Raw genomic sequence first — 15869 nt, 5'->3', positions numbered from 1 at the left:
CCTTCGCCGGACTTCGTCGCATGCCCCTGCTGCCACCTATCGACCTTCAACGCTGGATTGGCGAACACCGTCACTTGCTGAAACCACCGGTCGGCAACAAATGCATCGTCGACGGTGACTTCATCATCATGATCGTCGGCGGACCTAACGCACGCACCGACTATCACCACGACGAAGGCCCGGAGTTCTTCTACCAGATCGAAGGCGAGATGGTGCTGAAAGTGCAAGACGACGGCGTGGCCCGCGACATCCCCATCCGCGCCGGCGAACTGTTCTACCTACCACCCCGCGTACCGCATTCACCGCAGCGCATGCCGGAATCAATTGGCCTGGTGATCGAGCGCCGTCGGCTGCCACATGAGAAAGATGGTTTGTTGTGGTTTTGCGAAAAGTGCAACCACAAGCTGTATGAGGAATATTTCGTTCTGCAGAGCATCGAGACCGATTTTCCGCCGGTGTTCGATCGGTTCTACGCATCCAGGGAAACGCGGACATGTAAGGCGTGCGGACACCTCAATCCCGCACCTGCACGCTACGGCTAGCGCATTTGTAGGTTGGGTTAGCGAAGCGTAACCCAACCTATTCGAGGCGATTTTGTTGGGTTGCGCTTCGCTAACCCAACCTACGCCGCGCCAGCCACTTGCGCGCCATGCGGCGCAAGGATTCATCGGCGTCCTGCGCTTCGGCTAGTTCACGAATGGACATCCACGCAAGTTCCAGCGACTCATCGCTCACCACAAACTGCTCGCTGCCACCCGTACGCACAACATAGCGCACGTCGTAATGCCAATGCCCGGGTTCGTTTTTGCGCTCCGGAATCCAATGACAGTCCACGTCAAAAATCTCCGACTCGACAGTCAAGTCCACCAATCCTGATTCCTCACACGCTTCGCGTAAGGCGACGGCCGCCAGATCGCTATCGCCATCGGCGTGACCGCCCAATTGCAACCACCGCTGCAACTTGCGGTGGTGTGTAAGCAAAACGCGCTCGCCACAGCCATCCACTAGCCAAGCCGAACCCGTGAAATGACCGAACAGAGTTTCTCGATGAAAAGGCTGTTCGGCTTCATCGAGGAAACGCCTACACGCAGCTACGTGCTCGTCATCTCCATAGTTCTGCATGTATCGGTCCAGCGACATTCGCAACGTCATCAAACTTAGTCCTTCATGGGTGTTATTCGAGACTTTCAAAGTTATTCGATAGATCGAAAGAAAGCCTGTCGATAGTTTGAATTTTCCGTCTCTCATTGGCGCACATACGATGACGCATCCCAATTATCGCCGCGGCTTTCTGCTCGCCTGTGCATCCGTATCCGCCCTATGCGCGAGCCAGGTCAGCGCACAAGATTCGTCCGCCAATTTTACCGGACCTCTGCTCACTTCGAATGCGGTGACACTTCCAGCAGGGAGCTGGCTGATCGAGCCTTATCTGATGTACTACCAGAGCAACGCGTATTACGACGAACAGGGCAACCGTCACGCGCAGACGCCCAGTACTCGCCAGTGGCAAACGTCGATACCCATCTATTACGGCGTTACCGACCGTCTCCAAGTACAACTCGGCCTTGGCGGCGCCCACGCGATGTCCGGTGGCGCGCATACCGATGGCATTGGTGCCACGGATACGTCGCTAGGCCTCCAATACATGCTGCTAGATCCCGGTGCGGACAAAAAGGATCCGGCCGTATCGCTGGCGTATTCGCACCGGTTCCCTACCGGCGTCTACGATCGGCTCGATCAGAACCCATTGAATGCGATCGGCAATGGCGCCAACGTCGATACGTTTTCCGCGCTGTTGCAGCAGTACGTGTGGCTACCAAACGGCAGGCCGATGCGTTTTCGCGCCACCATCTCTTACAGCCTTCCACCTAGTCGTGTCGATGTACGCGGCGTGAGTGCTTACGGCACGCCGCAAGATTTCCGCGGCAACGTGCAACTGGGCAGTTCGCTGGGCATTTCCACTGCGGTCGAGTACAGCATCAATCCGCAGTGGGTGCTGGCGATGGATCTCGCTTACAGCCGGGACACCGCTTCGCAGTTGAAAGGCATGATCGGACAAGGCGAAGCGGCCACGCAGTTCGCACGCCGCGACGCCTCACGCGATGTCTACAGCCTCGCGCCAGCCGTCGAATACAACTTCAACGATCGCATCGGCATCGTGGGCGGCGTGCAATTCAGTTTCGCCGGACGCAACAACGGTGCATTCGTCACGCCGATGGCCGCCATCAACATGGTCTTCTGATGCAAGCAGCAAAATACGCTATCTAATACAAGTGCCATCGGACGGCGCGTACATGCTGCAAGCCCTTCGTACTACGGCAAATTCATCCGCAATGCAGCTTGTACCTCTGCCCTCCGCTGGGCTATGTTTCGCGGATGCCTCCGACCCTAGGGTCGATTCCACAGCGTTTTCGATAAACGAGGCACCGCATTCACGGGGAGCATTTAATGCTATTCAAACGCGTCAAGCCACTCGACCAGATCATCGCCACCGCAGAAAAAAAGGCTCTCACGCGACAGCTTGGCGCATTCCAGCTCACCATGCTCGGCATCGGCGCCATTATCGGTACCGGTATTTTCGTGCTTACGGCGGAAGCCGGCCAGAAAGCTGGTCCCGGCATGATGGTTTCGTTCGTGATCGCCGCCATCGTCTGCACGCTCGCCGCACTGGCTTACGCTGAACTCGCCTCGATGGTTCCGGTGGCGGGCTCGGCTTACACCTATACCTATGGCGTACTCGGCGAAGGCATGGCGTGGATCGTCGGCTGGGCGCTGATTCTGGAATACACCATCGCGGCGAGTACGGTGTGCGTCGGTTGGTCAGGTTACATGAACGGCTTGTTGGCCAGTCACGGACTTGGACTGCCCGAGTTCCTGCGTGCAGGTCCGATGGACGGCGGCACCTTCAACCTGCTGGCTTTTCTGATCGGTGCGGTGGTCACGTTCCTGTTGGTGATCGGCACGTCGAAGTCGGCCAAGGTCAATGCCATTCTCGTTCTTGTCAAAGTGATCGCGCTGACCGTGTTCATCGTGCTCGCCTTGCCGAAAGTGCAGGATACGAATTTCCAACCGTTCACGCCCAATGGCTGGGGCAGCCCGATGGGTGGCATTGGTGTGCTCGGCGCAGCAGCATCCATTTTCTTCGCTTACGTAGGCTTTGATGCGGTCTCGACCGCCGCCGAAGAAACCAAGAATCCCAATCGCAACATCCCCATCGGCCTGATCGGCTCGCTTGGCATTTGCACGATCTACTATCTCTTGGTGAGCTACGGCGCTATCGGCTCGGTGGGTGCACAGCCCGTAACCGGTCCCGGTGGTGTGATGCTCCAACCGGGCACGTCGGAAATGGCAGCTGCTTGCAAAGGGTCTGACGCGCTGGTGTGCAGCAAGGAAGCGCTGGCGCATGCACTGCGTCTGCTGCACCACAACTGGTGGGGTGACGTGATCGGCGCCGCAGCAAGCATTGCGTTGCCTTCGGTGATTCTCACCATGACTTACGGTCAGACACGCATCTTCTTCACCATGGCGCGCGACGGCCTGCTCCCTTCTTCGCTTTCCAAGATCCACCCGCGTTTCCACACGCCGCATGTGATCACGCTGATCACAGGCCTGTTCGTGTCTTTCTTTGGTGCGATCTATCCGGTCGGCCAGCTCGCTGATATCACCAACTCGGGTACGCTGTTCGCCTTCATGATGGTGGCCATCGGCGTGATGGTGCTGCGCGTGACGCAGCCGGAGCGCAAGCGTCCTTTCCGCACGCCGATGGTATGGCTGGTATGCCCGCTCGCCGTGGTCGGCTGTTTGCTCTTGTTCGTCAATCTGCCTTGGAAAACAATCGAAGTGTTCCTCGGCTGGGGTATCGTCGGCTTGGTGGTGTATTACCTCTACGGTCATCGCAAGAGCCATCTGGCCAACGGCACCGAACCCGCCTAAGGTCGCACGCCGCGTTACCGAGTGACTCAAGCCCGGCACGGTGAACACACCGTGCCGGCTTCATTTCAGGGAGCCTTATGCTCAAACAGTTGTTCGCCCGCAAGACCGATTTTTCCGAAGACGAAAACGCGCATGGCCCTGCCCTGCGGCGAACGCTTGGTCCTTGGGGCATTACCGCATTAGGTATCGGCGCTGTGATCGGCACCGGTATTTTCGTAGTGACCGGCCAGGCGGCGGCGGAGAACGCTGGGCCAGCGGTACTCATTTCCTTCATTCTTGCGGCGATCTGCAGCGGCTTTACTGCGCTGTGCTATTGCGAATTCGCCACACTGATTCCGATTTCGGGTAGCTCCTATTCCTATGCCTATGCCACGCTGGGCGAACTGGTGGCATGGTTCATCGGCTGGAACATGGTGCTGGAGTACGCCATCTCCGCATCGGCCGTAGCGGTGAGCTGGACCGGTTATTTCACCAGCCTGCTCGACCATGTCGGTATTCATCTACCCGCTGTGCTGACCGGTGCCCCACTCGACTTCAAGGATGGCCATCTGGTCCCCACCGGGACTCTGTTCAACCTACCGGCCGTCGCCATCGTGCTGGCCCTTACCTGGGTTTGCTACATCGGCATCAAGGAATCTTCCGGTATCAATTTCCTGATGGTGCTGCTCAAGGTCGGCCTGATCGTGGTCGTAGTGATTGCCGGCTATCGCTATATCGATCCAGCCAACTGGCATCCCTTCATTCCCCAATCTCAGGGCGGCCATAAATACGGCTGGGCCGGCATCATGCGCGGCGCAGGCATGGTGTTCTTTGCCTATATCGGCTTCGAGGCCACCTCCACTGCTGCTCAGGAGTGCAAAAACCCACAGCGCGACCTGCCGTTCGGCACGCTCGTCTCGCTGGTGATCTGCACCGTGCTGTACCTGGCGATGGCTGCGGTGCTGACAGGCCTGATTTCGTATACGCAACTCGGTACGGACGAACCGGTGGTCACCGCCATCAAGGCACATCCAGAACTCGGCTGGCTGCGTCTGATCGTGGAAGTCGGCGCGATGATCGGCTTGTCTTCGGTGATCCTGGTGATGATCATCGCGCAGCCGCGCATTTTCATGATCATGTCTCGCGATGGCTTGCTGCCACGGGTGTTCAGCCGTATCCATCCACGCCATCGCACGCCGCACCTGAACACGCTGATCACGGGCTTTGGCATTGCTGTGCTAGCCGCGGTGTTTCCGCTCGGCGTGCTGGCCGACCTTACCTCCATGGGCACGCTGATCGCTTTCGCCGCCGTGTGCGTGGGTGTGTTGATACTGCGTTATACGTCGCCGGAGTTGCCGCGCACCTTCCGCGTGCCGTGGGCGCACTTCGTGTGCATCGCCGGCGTGCTGAGCTGCGGCGCGCTGCTGGCCACCATGGGCTGGTACAACTGGGCGCTGATGGTGGCCTGGACCCTGTTTGGCTTTGCGATTTATTTCACCTATGGAGTACGCCATAGTCACCTGCGTATCGCCAATAGGTCGGCAAAACCCGGAACGCCGGCGATCTCCGGTGAATCTCCGTGATTTGTACCAAACAGACGGGATTTTGACGCTAACGCCGTTTTAATGAACTGAATGTGGCGCCTTCGATTTTATCTCTATCTTCATGATTTTTAAGAAGAAATATTTTCAGCGCCACAAATTTCCAGCCTCGGCCCGCCGTATTTCCGTCAACCGGAGTATCATCAGTGGCCCGTGGGTTGATCACTTGGCAGTGGGCCCCGGATCGCGACCCGGCGCGTCAGGCCAGTTAGCTCCTCGACCTGACGCGTTCGGGTAGCACCTTTCAGCAACACCCCTTCGTTTCTTTTCATAAACGCCTGTCTCGTACAGGCGTTTTTTTATGCGCGCGTGTCACGCGCAAACAAAAAGGCCGGCGCAAGGCCGGCCTTTGTACAGCGGCTGATGCGATCAGGCTTGCTTTGCCGTATGCGAGATGCACCACCCTTTCGCACTCACTGCTTTGCCCGGGAACAACTGACATGGCCCATAACCGGTCGCAGCACCCGAGTAGAACTGGCAGTTGACGCAGTTGTCGCCAGGCTTGTGCTTGGCGTCCGTGGTCTTCGTAGCGTCTTCGACATAACCCAGCGCCTTCGCAGTGGGATCGGCTTCGGAAACATGCGGCAGATCATCTGCACGCGCAACGCGTGGCAACCCGCTCACCAACATTGCCGCAGTGGCCGTGCCCGCGGCGAGTTTGAGGAAACGACGACGCGACTCGATCTTTTCTTGTCCTGACATAACCACCCTCATCGTTGTTTTTCGCCGCGGGAGCTGCGGCGACGCTGTCCGCATCCTAACGTGATGAGACGCACCGAAGCCTGTTCGCGAATAACTCGCATTTGGCACTTTTCCCACCGTGCTATAGTCGCCTTCCGTTTGGACGTCTATTTGCCATGAGCCAAGACCTTCCCGCTTCCATTCCCGCCGCGCTGTTTTACGACCGCGCCGACGCGATCGCCGACGCAGCGCGCGAACTTGCACAACACGGCTGGACGCCCGCCACCAGCAGCAATTTCTCGATGCGAGTAGACGCCGATCACGCCGCAATAACAATCTCCGGGCGTGACAAAGGCAAGCTCGGTCGCGACGACATCATGCTGGTGGACATGCATGGCAAAGCCGTTGGCACCACCGCGCGCCCCAGCGCGGAGACCGAATTGCACACGCAGGTATATCGCCGCTGGCCCGAAATGAATGTGGTGTTACATACGCATTCGCGCACGCAAAGCGTAGCCTCGCGCTTGTTCGCGAACGACGGCGTGATCCGCCTGGAAGGCTGGGAACTGCAGAAGGCGATCCGCGGCCATACCACGCACGAAAGCGTGCTCGACATTCCCGTGTTCCCCAACACGCAGCACATGCCCGAGCTGGTGGATCAGGTGGATGCCTGGATCGATGCCGGCAAACCGCTGCATGCCTACTTGATCAACGGCCACGGCATCTATACGTGGGGTCATGACATGGCCGAAGCACGCCGCCATCTGGAGGCGCTGGAATTCCTTCTCGGCTGCGAACTAGATCTAAGGAGATTGCACGCATGAGCCGCTTGCGCATTTTCGAAGAACAACATCCGCACAGCCCGCTTTCGATTCACGAAGACCACGCTGGCATCGCTCGCGAGCTAGCCAAGGTGGGCGTGCGCTTCGAGCAATGGGAAGCGAACCAGCCGATCACGCCCGGTGCGAGCCAGGACGAAGTGATCGCCGCTTATCGCAGCGACATCGATCGCCTGATGCGCGAAGAAGGCTATCAGTCCGTTGACGTGATCAGCTTGAAACCGGATCACCCGGATCGGGCCACGCTGCGCCAGAAATTCCTCAGCGAACACACTCACAGCGAAGACGAAGTGCGCTTCTTCGTCGCCGGCGCGGGCCAATTCACGCTGCACATCGGTGAAAAGGTTTATGACGTGCTGTGCGAGCAGGGCGATCTGATCGGCGTACCGGACGGTACCCGCCACTGGTTCGACATGAGCGAGGCGCCCTACTTCGTGGCGATCCGCCTGTTCACCAACAAGGAAGGCTGGGTCGCCAACTTCACCGGTTCGGATATCGCCCAGCAGTTCCCGCGCATGCAGCCGCTGGCAACCGCGGCATAGGTTGGGGCGCAGCCCCCAACATCCTGCCGTATGTGCATGGCAATGTTGGGATTTACACCTCAACCCGTAAAATCAAACGCTTGCGCCCGCACAAGCCCACGCTAAGCTTGGGAGCCCCTTATCCCCTCCGGCTCCCATGACCGTCATCCGCGCCATCGTCACCGACATCGAAGGAACCACCAGCTCGATCAGCTTCGTCAAGGACGTGCTGTTTCCTTACGCCCGCAAACGCCTGCCGGCCTATATCGAGACGCACGGCGACACGCCCGAAGTGCAGCACTGGCTGCACGAGGCGGCCAAGGAGGCCGGCATCATCGAAGCGAGCCGGCAAGACATCCTGGAAATGCTGCTGCGCTGGATCGACGAAGACCGCAAGTCCACGGCGCTCAAGGCGCTGCAGGGCATGATCTGGCAGGAAGGCTTCGAGGCCGGCGAATACCGCTCCCACATGTACCCCGAAGTCGCCGCTCGTTTGCACGCCTGGCGTGGCGAGGGGCTGCACCTGTACGTGTATTCCTCCGGCTCGGTGCAGGCGCAGAAGCTGTTCTTCCGCTACAGCGACTCTGGGGATCTCAGCCCCCTGCTCTCAGGCTACTTCGATACCGAAACCGGTCCCAAACGAGAGCGGGTTTCCTACGAGCGCATCGTGGATGCCATCGGCGAACGTCCAGAGCACGTGTTGTTTCTCTCTGACGTGGTGGAGGAACTGGACGCCGCCCGCGCCGCCGGCCTGCACACCGGTTGGCTGCTACGACCGCCGCTGGAAGTGCCGCCCGAACCCAGACATCCCGCTTACGCCAGCTTCGACGCCATCTCGCTCTGAGCCCCCCATGCGCACGACCCTGACCGTCCTGCTCTCCTTCGCCGCCGGCGTGCTGCTGATGTTGCTGATAACCGGGCACCGGCCACCGCATAACGACGAAACGTCAAGCACGGCCAACGCGCCAGCCCCTTCGTCCACCAGCAGCGACGTAGAAGACAACGAAACCGGCGATACCTGGCCCAGCCAGGGCCCCTCGCCCGAACAGGTGATCTACGCGCAGCCAGCCATGGTGCGTAAAGCGCTGGCCAAACTCTCTCCACGCGTCGCCGACAAGCCCAACCTCTATCTGGTGGCTTTCGCGGGCGACGGCGGCGAAGACGTATTTCGCAACGAAGCCGAATACGCGGCGCAACTTTTTACCCAGCGCTATGGCCCCACCGCGCATGCGCTGGTGCTTGAAAACAATCCCACCAGCTTGCAGGCGCACCCGTTGGCAAGCTGGAGCAATCTGGAAGATTCACTGGACCAGCTCGCCAGTGTGATGAACCCAGAGCAGGACATCCTGGTGCTCTACATGACCTCACACGGCGACGAGGACCACAACCTGCTGGTGGATATGGATCCGCTGCCGCTCGACCAGATCGGCGCACCCGATCTTGCCGGCATCCTGAAGAAGCGACCCTTCAAATGGAAAGTGGTGGTCGTGAACGCCTGCTATTCCGGCGGCTTCGTACCGGATCTACGTGGTCCAGGCACGCTGGTGCTCACCGCTGCGCGCACGGATCGCAGTTCGTTCGGCTGCGGCAGTGATTCCGACATCACCTACTTCGGCAAAGCGTGGCTGGTCGATGCACTGAACAAGACCGACAACTTCGTCGACGCCTTCCAACTCGCCAAGAGCGATATCGCTACGTGGGAACAGCAAGACAAGCTCACGCCCTCCGAACCGCAGATCGATATCGGCACAGGCATCGCACAGCAGCTTGCGCAGTGGCGCAAGGATGTGACGCCGGGGCCTGCTGTGCCGTTCGTGCCGCCGCCTGCGCCGGCGAGTAGTGCGAGCGCGGCAGCTCAATGACAGGGATTTCCTTACTTTCTCAATCTTGCGGCATCGTCATTCCGGCGAAGGTGTTCGCCGGAATGACGACGTGGAGGCACTACCCGTGCCGTTCCACCAAAACCTTCGCGACATCACCAAGCCCAAACCCGCGCGCACGCAGCAACACGGTGAGATGAAACACCAGATCCGCCGCTTCGCCCAATAGCTCGTCATCACCCTGCGCCACTGCAGCCAGAGCGGTCTCGACACCTTCCTCGCCCACCTTCTGCGCAATCCGCCGCGTTCCGCCATGAAACAACTTGGTGGTGTAACTGCCTTCAGGCAATTCCTCCTTGCGGCTTTCCACCAACGCATCCAGCTGCGCAAGAAAGCCCACTGGCGGTCGCACTTCGTTGCCGAAACAACTACGCGTCCCCAGATGGCAAGTCGGCCCGTGTGGATCGGCCAACACCAACAAGGTGTCGCCATCGCAATCAACACGGATCGACTTCAAATGCAGCACATGCCCGGAGCTTTCGCCCTTGGTCCATAGGCGCTGTTTGCTGCGGCTGAAAAAAGTCACCTTGCTGCTGGTTCGCGTAAGCGCCAACGCTCTCTCATCCATATAGCCCAGCATCAACACTTCGCCCGTCAGCCAGTGCTGCACGATCGCAGGCACCAATCCTTCCGTCTTGGCCCAATCGATCTGGCTGAGATCCAGCGAATCGAAATTGCTTACTGTTTCACTCATGGCCGACGGCCTCTTGCAAACGAATCACGATCCCTTCCTGCCGGAGATAACGCTTCAGATCGGGAATGGCAATGGCGCCACTGTGAAAAACACTGGCCGCCAAGGCACCATCAACACGAGCACGCGTGAACGCATCGCGAAAATGCTCCGCAACTCCCGCCCCGCCTGAAGCGATCAGCGGCACCGTACAGACCGCCCGTGCTGCAGCAAGCTGCACCAGATCGTAGCCTTGACGCACGCCATCGGTATCCATGCAGTTGAGCACGATCTCGCCCGCACCACGACGCTGCGCCTCTACCATCCAATCAATCGTACGCCGCGCCAGCGAGCGCGTTTTGGACGGATCGCCGGTGTATTGGCGCACGCGCCACTCGCCATCCACATCGCGCATGGAGTCGACACCGACGACCACGCACTGCACACCGAAAGCCTCGGCCAATTCGTCGATCAGCTCCGGGCGCTCCAACGCCGGCGAATTGATCGAGACCTTATCCGCCCCGGCGTACAACACCTCGCGTGCATCCGTCACCGAGCGAATGCCACCCGCTACGCAGAACGGTATGTCGATCACCCGCGCCACGCGTTCCACCCAGCCACGATCCACGCTACGCCCTTCCGGGCTGGCGGTGATGTCGTAGAACACCAACTCGTCAGCACCTTCATCGCGATAACGCAAAGCCAGATCGACGATTTCGCCCATCACCACGTGATCACGGAAACGCACGCCCTTGACGACTTTGCCGTCACGCACGTCCAGACAGGGAATAATGCGGCGACTCAACATGCCAATGCATCCTCCAGCGTAAAGCGCCCTTCCAGCAAGGCGCGCCCCAGAATCACACCGCGTGCACCGGCCGCACGTGCAGCACGGATGTCTTCCAGCGAACGCACACCGCCGGACGCCTGCACCGCCAATTGCGGCACGGTCTGCGCCAGGTGTTGGTAAAGCTCAAGGTTGAAACCGGCCAACATACCGTCGCGCTCGATGTCCGTGCACAGCAGATGGCGTGCGCCGTGCGCTGCATACCAGGGAGCCAGTTCATCCAACGTGCGCGCTTCGTCTTCGGTCCAGCCAGCGCTGGGTAAGGTCCACCTATTGTCGCGGCGGCGTGTATCCAGCGCGATGGTGAAGCGCTCTGCGCCGTGTTTATCCAGCCATTCCGCTACGCGCTCCGGTTCGCGAATGGCAACGCTACCCACGACCACGCGACGTACGCCTACTTTGAACAGACGAAGGATGTCTTCTTCCGCCCGCACGCCGCCGCCAGCCTGCACTTGCATACCGGCTTTCGCGAGCGCTTCGATGACGCTGAGGTTGGCGAGGTCACCTGCACGCGCGCCGTCGAGATCCACCACGTGTAGCCAACCTGCGCCGGCTTGCGCATAGCGGGCGGCGATCTCATGAGGCGCAGCAGCGTACTGGGTTTCTTGCGCATAGTCGCCTTGCTTCAGACGCACTACCTGCCCGTTGCGCAGATCGATGGCGGGGATAACCTCAAAGTTCATTCTGATCTGCTCTTATTGCTATGCGCATCCCGCAAATGCCCAATCTTACCGGCCGTCATTCCCGCGAAAGCGGGAATCCATTTGCTCTGATGCACCTTTGAAAATGGATTCCCGCTTTCGCGGGAATGACGACCCTCTTGTACTAACGAGATTTTCCTCACACTGTCAAAGCTCAAGAAAATTCTTCAACAACTTAGCCCCAACCCGCGCCGAGCGCTCCGGATGAAACTGCATCCCATGAAAATTGCCACTCGCAATCACCGCTGAAAACGCACCACCGTAATCACTACTCACGAGCGTGTAATCACCCAGCGGTACGCCATAGCTGTGCACGAAGTAAGCCCAATCGCCCTCTTCCAGATTTTTCAGAAGAGGATGCTGGCTGACAGGTGATAACTGGTTCCAACCCATATGCGGTACACACAGCTCAGGCGTTTCTTCGAATCTGCGTACCGGCGCGGGAATCACCCCCAGACACGGCGTATCGCTTTCCTCGGAATGCTCACACAGCAGTTGCATCCCTAAACACACACCCAGCACTGGCTGCGTGAGTGAACGAATCACATCGACCAATTCCAACTCACGCAAGCGAGCCATGCCCGGCGCCGCGGCGCCGACACCCGGAAGAATGACTTTGTCCGCACCGCGAATGCGCTCAGCATCGGCGGTCAAGGCAGCATCCACACCCAGCCGCTGTAACGCATAACGCACCGAGCCGATATTGGTGCCGCCGGCATCGACCAGGACCACGCTCATTGCAGAGCTCCCTTCGTACTTGGCAGTTCATCACCTTCGCGACGGATCGCCTGGCGCAAAGTACGCGCGGTGACCTTGAAGCAACCTTCCACCATGTGGTGTGCGTTGTCGCCCTTCACCGTCAGGTGAAGGTTGGCGCCCAGCGTGTCGCACAGGGAACGAAAGAAATGCGGCACCAATTCGGTCGGCACGTCGCCGACCCGCTCGCGCGGAAACTGGCCTTCGAATACGAAGTACGGGCGGCCCGACAGATCCAGCGCAGCACTGGCCAAGGATTCATCCATCGGCAGCGTAAAACCGTATCTACCGATGCCGCGCTTATCGCCCAGAGCCTGGCGTAAAGCCTGCCCTAACGCGAGCGCGCAATCTTCGATGGTGTGGTGCTCATCGATCTCGGTATCACCATCACACGTGATGCTGAGTGCGAAACCACCGTGCTTGCCGATCTGCTCCAGCATGTGATCGAAAAAGCCCAGGCCGGTGTGCGCTACCGGTTCCGCTTGCGCATCCAAATCCACGCGCACCTTGATGCGGGTTTCTTTGGTGTTGCGCACCACTTCTGCCACGCGCGGCCGATCGAGCAGTTGATGGGCAACCTCTTCCCAGCTCACACCGTTCGGCCCTACGCGAAAGCCACGCACGCCCATATTCGCCGCAAACTGCAGGTCGGTCTCCCGATCGCCTACCATGGCGGAATCTGCGCGCGTCCAGCTGTCATCGGCCAGATATTGCCGCATCATGCCAATGCCTGGCTTGCGCGTATCCAGCCCATCGTGTGGAAAGCTGCGGTCGATGAGCACTTCGCGAAAGCGCACGCCTTGCGAAGCGAAGATGCGCATCAGCAAATCGTGCGGGCCGTCGAAATGCGCTTGCGGAAAACGATCCGTACCCAATCCATCCTGGTTGGTAACCATCACCAACTCGTAGCCGGCTGCGACGATGCGCTGCAACGCGGCCATCACACCTGGCAGCAAGGACAGTTTTTCATAGCTGTCGATCTGCTCGTCAGCAGGTTCTTCGATCAGGCAACCATCCCGATCAACAAATAATATTTTTCGGCTCATGCTTGTTAGTTACCTTTATGCCGATCCATCGGCAAAAACCCGGCCGTCCATAGCCGGACTATTCAACAGAGCAAGCACACGCTGGTTCTCGGCAGGCGTGCCCACAGTGATGCGCAACGCATCCTGCAGCTTGGGGTAGCGACGCACATCCCGCACCACGATCCCCGCCTGCAGCAGGCGCTGATAGACAGCACCCGCATCGTCGAAACGCACGGCCAGGAAGTTGGCATCGGAAGGAAGGACTTCGCGCACGCCCGCAACGCCGGCCAGGGCATCGCGCATAACAGCACGCTGTTCTCGCACGATAGCAATATGTTCGCGCGCAGCATCCTGACCCGATGGTGACAGTGCTGCCAACGCTGCCGCGACACACGGCAACGGCAACGGATAAGGCGGCATGATCCGCCTGATCAGTCCGATCACTTCGGGATTCGCAATCAAGCTTCCAATACGCGCACCTGCCAGCGCCCAGGCCTTGGACAAAGTTCGCAGCACCGCAAGGTGTTCATAATGCTCGATCAGATCAGCGACGCTGGCCTGATCGGAAAACTCGATATATGCCTCGTCCACCACCAGCAAGGCACGGCCAGCCAGCGCTTGCGCTACGCGCTCGACATCTACACGCGATATTGACTTGCCGCTGGGATTATTGGGCGTACACAGGAACACCAGCTTTACTGCAGGCGTGATCGCCGCGAGCAAAGCGGAAATGTCGAGGCTGAAATCCTCCGCCAACGGTACTTCGATCACACCAGCATCCTGAATGCGCGCACCAACGGCATACATGCCGAACGTCGGCGGCTGGATCACGATTGCATCCTGACCGGCGCGGCAGAACGCGCGCACTAGCAAGTCAATCGCTTCGTCGCTGCCGCGGCCGACGAACAACTGCTCGCGCCGCACGCCGTAGAGGCTTGCCAGCGCCTGCAATAGCGCAACCGGTTGCGGGTCAGGATAACGGTTGCAGCCAAGCCCTACGTCGCCGGCAGGCTCCCAGGCTGATTCGTTCGCATTAAGCATGATCTGCCCACCGCCTGCTTCCATGCGCGCAGACGAATACGGCTGCAGCGTGCGAATTTCCGGCCTTGCCAAATCGAGCACACTCATAAACGCGTTCCAAGAGCTTCCAAGCGCAACGTCACGGCACGTCTGTGCGCTTCGAGTTGCTCGGCTGCCGCCAGCGTGGCGGTACACGGCCCGATGGCCCGCAGGCCGTTGGGGTCCAATTCCTGCACCGTAATCTGCTTCTGATAACTGGCCACCGACACGCCGCTGTAGCTGCGCGCATAACCATATGTCGGCAATACGTGATTGCTGCCGCTGCAGTAGTCGCCCACCGATTCGGGTGTCCATGCACCGACGAAGATGGAGCCTGCGCTTTCAATGCTGGACACCAAGTCGCGTGCGCCATTGACTTGCAGGATCAAGTGCTCCGGCGCGTAGCGATTGCTCACTTCCACCGCCTGCGCCAATGATTTCACTTCCACCAATCGGCTCTGTGCCAGCGCTTGCTCCGCGATAGCACCGCGCGGCAGTTGCGCGCATTGGCGATCCACCTCAGCCGCAACCTTGTCGAGCAGTTCGGCGGAGTGGCTGACCAACACCACTTGCGAATCCGGCCCATGCTCGGCCTGCGACAGCAGATCCGCTGCCACAAACACTGGATTGGCGTGCGCATCCGCAATGACCAGCACTTCCGAAGGGCCGGCCGGCATGTCGATGGCCGCGCCATTCGGATCGGAAGACACCTGCAACTTGGCTTCGGTGACCCATGAGTTGCCTGGACCGAACAGCTTGTCGCAGCGAGGCACGCTTTCGGTGCCGTACGCCATGGCCGCAATCGCTTGCGCGCCGCCCAACTTGAAGACGCGATGCACGCCCACGGTACGCGCGGCGAACAACACGGCTTCATCACAGGTGCCATCTGCACGTGCTGGTGAACAAAGCACCACTTCGCGACAACCGGCGATGCGTGCCGGCACACCCAACATCAATGCGGTGGAAGGCAGCGGCGCACTACCTGCCGGCACATACAAGCCGACACGATTAATCGGGCGAAGAATGCGCTCGACCCGCACACCTACAGCTGTGTTTACGCCCACTGGTTGCGGCGCAGTTGCGCTATGAAACGCTTCGATACGCTCCGCGGCCTCACGAATCGCCGCTTTCAGTTCCGGCGTCAGTTTGGCTTCGGCCGCTTTGAACTCCACTTCAGTGACTTCGAAGACGTCCAGCGTGCAGCGATCGTAACGTGCGGAAAGTTCACGCAGCGCCACATCGCCTTTGGCTCGCACTTCAGCAATGATGCGTTCGACACCAATACGCAGTTCCTCTGCTCGCGACTGTACTGGCCGCGCCAGTGCCGCGTTACGCTCGGCTTCGTTCAATGTATTCCAATCGATTCGTTTCATGCCG

Annotated in this window: 17 protein-coding genes; 8 read left to right on the top strand and 9 right to left on the bottom strand. The window is 59.5% G+C overall.

Annotated elements, in window-relative coordinates:
• The first annotated feature begins 20 nt into the window (after positions 1-20).
• Positions 21-542 carry a 3-hydroxyanthranilate 3,4-dioxygenase gene (locus QQJ86_RS18885; protein ID WP_284322527.1) on the top strand — a complete coding sequence of 174 codons (522 nt, stop codon included), beginning with the start codon at positions 21-23 and terminating at the stop codon, positions 540-542.
• Positions 543-612: 70 nt separating this feature from the next.
• Here the strand turns inward: QQJ86_RS18885 and QQJ86_RS18880 are convergent, their stop codons facing one another.
• Positions 613-1122 carry an NUDIX hydrolase gene (locus tag QQJ86_RS18880; protein ID WP_284322639.1) on the bottom strand — a complete coding sequence of 170 codons (510 nt, stop codon included), beginning with the start codon at positions 1120-1122 and terminating at the stop codon, positions 613-615.
• A gap of 139 nt (positions 1123-1261) precedes the next feature.
• Here QQJ86_RS18880 and QQJ86_RS18875 point away from each other — a divergent pair, with 139 nt between their 5' ends.
• The 3 genes from QQJ86_RS18875 (at position 1262) to QQJ86_RS18865 (ending at position 5495) form a co-directional block, all read left to right on the top strand.
• Positions 1262-2242, top strand: coding sequence for a hypothetical protein (locus tag QQJ86_RS18875; protein WP_284322526.1), 981 nt, complete (start codon positions 1262-1264; stop codon positions 2240-2242).
• A gap of 206 nt (positions 2243-2448) precedes the next feature.
• A complete protein-coding gene (locus tag QQJ86_RS18870) occupies positions 2449-3933 on the top strand; it encodes an amino acid permease (RefSeq protein ID WP_284322525.1) in 1485 nt (494 codons plus the stop codon).
• 77 nt (positions 3934-4010) lie between these two features.
• On the top strand, positions 4011-5495 hold the full coding sequence (locus QQJ86_RS18865) for an amino acid permease (RefSeq protein WP_284322524.1): 1485 nt from the start codon (positions 4011-4013) through the stop codon (positions 5493-5495).
• A 387-nt stretch (positions 5496-5882) separates the two neighbouring features.
• Here QQJ86_RS18865 and QQJ86_RS18860 read toward each other — a convergent pair whose 3' ends face one another.
• Entirely contained in the window at positions 5883-6215 is a 333-nt protein-coding gene (locus QQJ86_RS18860; RefSeq protein WP_284322523.1) for a high-potential iron-sulfur protein, read from the bottom strand.
• 155 nt (positions 6216-6370) lie between these two features.
• Between QQJ86_RS18860 and QQJ86_RS18855 the strand changes: the two genes are divergently transcribed.
• From QQJ86_RS18855 to QQJ86_RS18840, 4 genes are all read left to right on the top strand, one after another.
• Complete coding sequence (locus tag QQJ86_RS18855; protein ID WP_284322522.1) at positions 6371-7018, top strand: methylthioribulose 1-phosphate dehydratase; 648 nt, start codon at positions 6371-6373, stop codon at positions 7016-7018.
• The gene (locus QQJ86_RS18850; RefSeq protein ID WP_284322521.1) at positions 7015-7575 is read left to right on the top strand and encodes a 1,2-dihydroxy-3-keto-5-methylthiopentene dioxygenase; all 561 of its coding nucleotides are present in this window, start codon (positions 7015-7017) and stop codon (positions 7573-7575) included. Before QQJ86_RS18855 ends, QQJ86_RS18850 begins: the two co-directional genes overlap by 4 nt.
• A gap of 136 nt (positions 7576-7711) precedes the next feature.
• Entirely contained in the window at positions 7712-8398 is a 687-nt protein-coding gene (mtnC, locus tag QQJ86_RS18845) for an acireductone synthase (protein ID WP_284322520.1), read from the top strand.
• Positions 8399-8405: 7 nt separating this feature from the next.
• Entirely contained in the window at positions 8406-9416 is a 1011-nt protein-coding gene (locus QQJ86_RS18840; RefSeq protein WP_284322519.1) for a C13 family peptidase, read from the top strand.
• Positions 9417-9495: 79 nt separating this feature from the next.
• Here QQJ86_RS18840 and hisIE read toward each other — a convergent pair whose 3' ends face one another.
• The 7 genes from hisIE to hisD form a co-directional block, all read right to left on the bottom strand.
• Entirely contained in the window at positions 9496-10128 is a 633-nt protein-coding gene (gene hisIE / locus QQJ86_RS18835) for a bifunctional phosphoribosyl-AMP cyclohydrolase/phosphoribosyl-ATP diphosphatase HisIE (RefSeq protein WP_284322518.1), read from the bottom strand.
• On the bottom strand, positions 10121-10912 hold the full coding sequence (gene hisF, locus QQJ86_RS18830) for an imidazole glycerol phosphate synthase subunit HisF (protein ID WP_284322517.1): 792 nt from the start codon (positions 10910-10912) through the stop codon (positions 10121-10123). Before hisF ends, hisIE begins: the two co-directional genes overlap by 8 nt.
• A complete protein-coding gene (gene hisA / locus QQJ86_RS18825; protein ID WP_284322516.1) occupies positions 10906-11634 on the bottom strand; it encodes a 1-(5-phosphoribosyl)-5-[(5-phosphoribosylamino)methylideneamino]imidazole-4-carboxamide isomerase in 729 nt (242 codons plus the stop codon). The genes hisF and hisA overlap by 7 nt, the downstream gene beginning before the upstream one ends.
• 165 nt (positions 11635-11799) lie before the next feature.
• Positions 11800-12390, bottom strand: coding sequence for an imidazole glycerol phosphate synthase subunit HisH (gene hisH, locus QQJ86_RS18820; protein WP_284322515.1), 591 nt, complete (start codon positions 12388-12390; stop codon positions 11800-11802).
• The gene (hisB, locus tag QQJ86_RS18815) at positions 12387-13454 is read right to left on the bottom strand and encodes a bifunctional histidinol-phosphatase/imidazoleglycerol-phosphate dehydratase HisB (protein WP_284322514.1); all 1068 of its coding nucleotides are present in this window, start codon (positions 13452-13454) and stop codon (positions 12387-12389) included. Before hisB ends, hisH begins: the two co-directional genes overlap by 4 nt.
• Positions 13455-13469: 15 nt before the next feature.
• Complete coding sequence (gene hisC / locus QQJ86_RS18810; RefSeq protein ID WP_284322513.1) at positions 13470-14561, bottom strand: histidinol-phosphate transaminase; 1092 nt, start codon at positions 14559-14561, stop codon at positions 13470-13472.
• On the bottom strand, positions 14558-15865 hold the full coding sequence (gene hisD, locus QQJ86_RS18805; RefSeq protein WP_284322512.1) for a histidinol dehydrogenase: 1308 nt from the start codon (positions 15863-15865) through the stop codon (positions 14558-14560). Before hisD ends, hisC begins: the two co-directional genes overlap by 4 nt.
• Positions 15866-15869: the final 4 nt, after the last annotated feature.

It is taken from the genome of Dyella acidisoli (assembly GCF_030160295.1).
GTDB lineage: Bacteria > Pseudomonadota > Gammaproteobacteria > Xanthomonadales > Rhodanobacteraceae > Dyella_B > Dyella_B acidisoli.
Note: the sequence above shows the minus strand (reverse complement) of the source record. Positions and strands in the feature narration are given on the sequence as shown.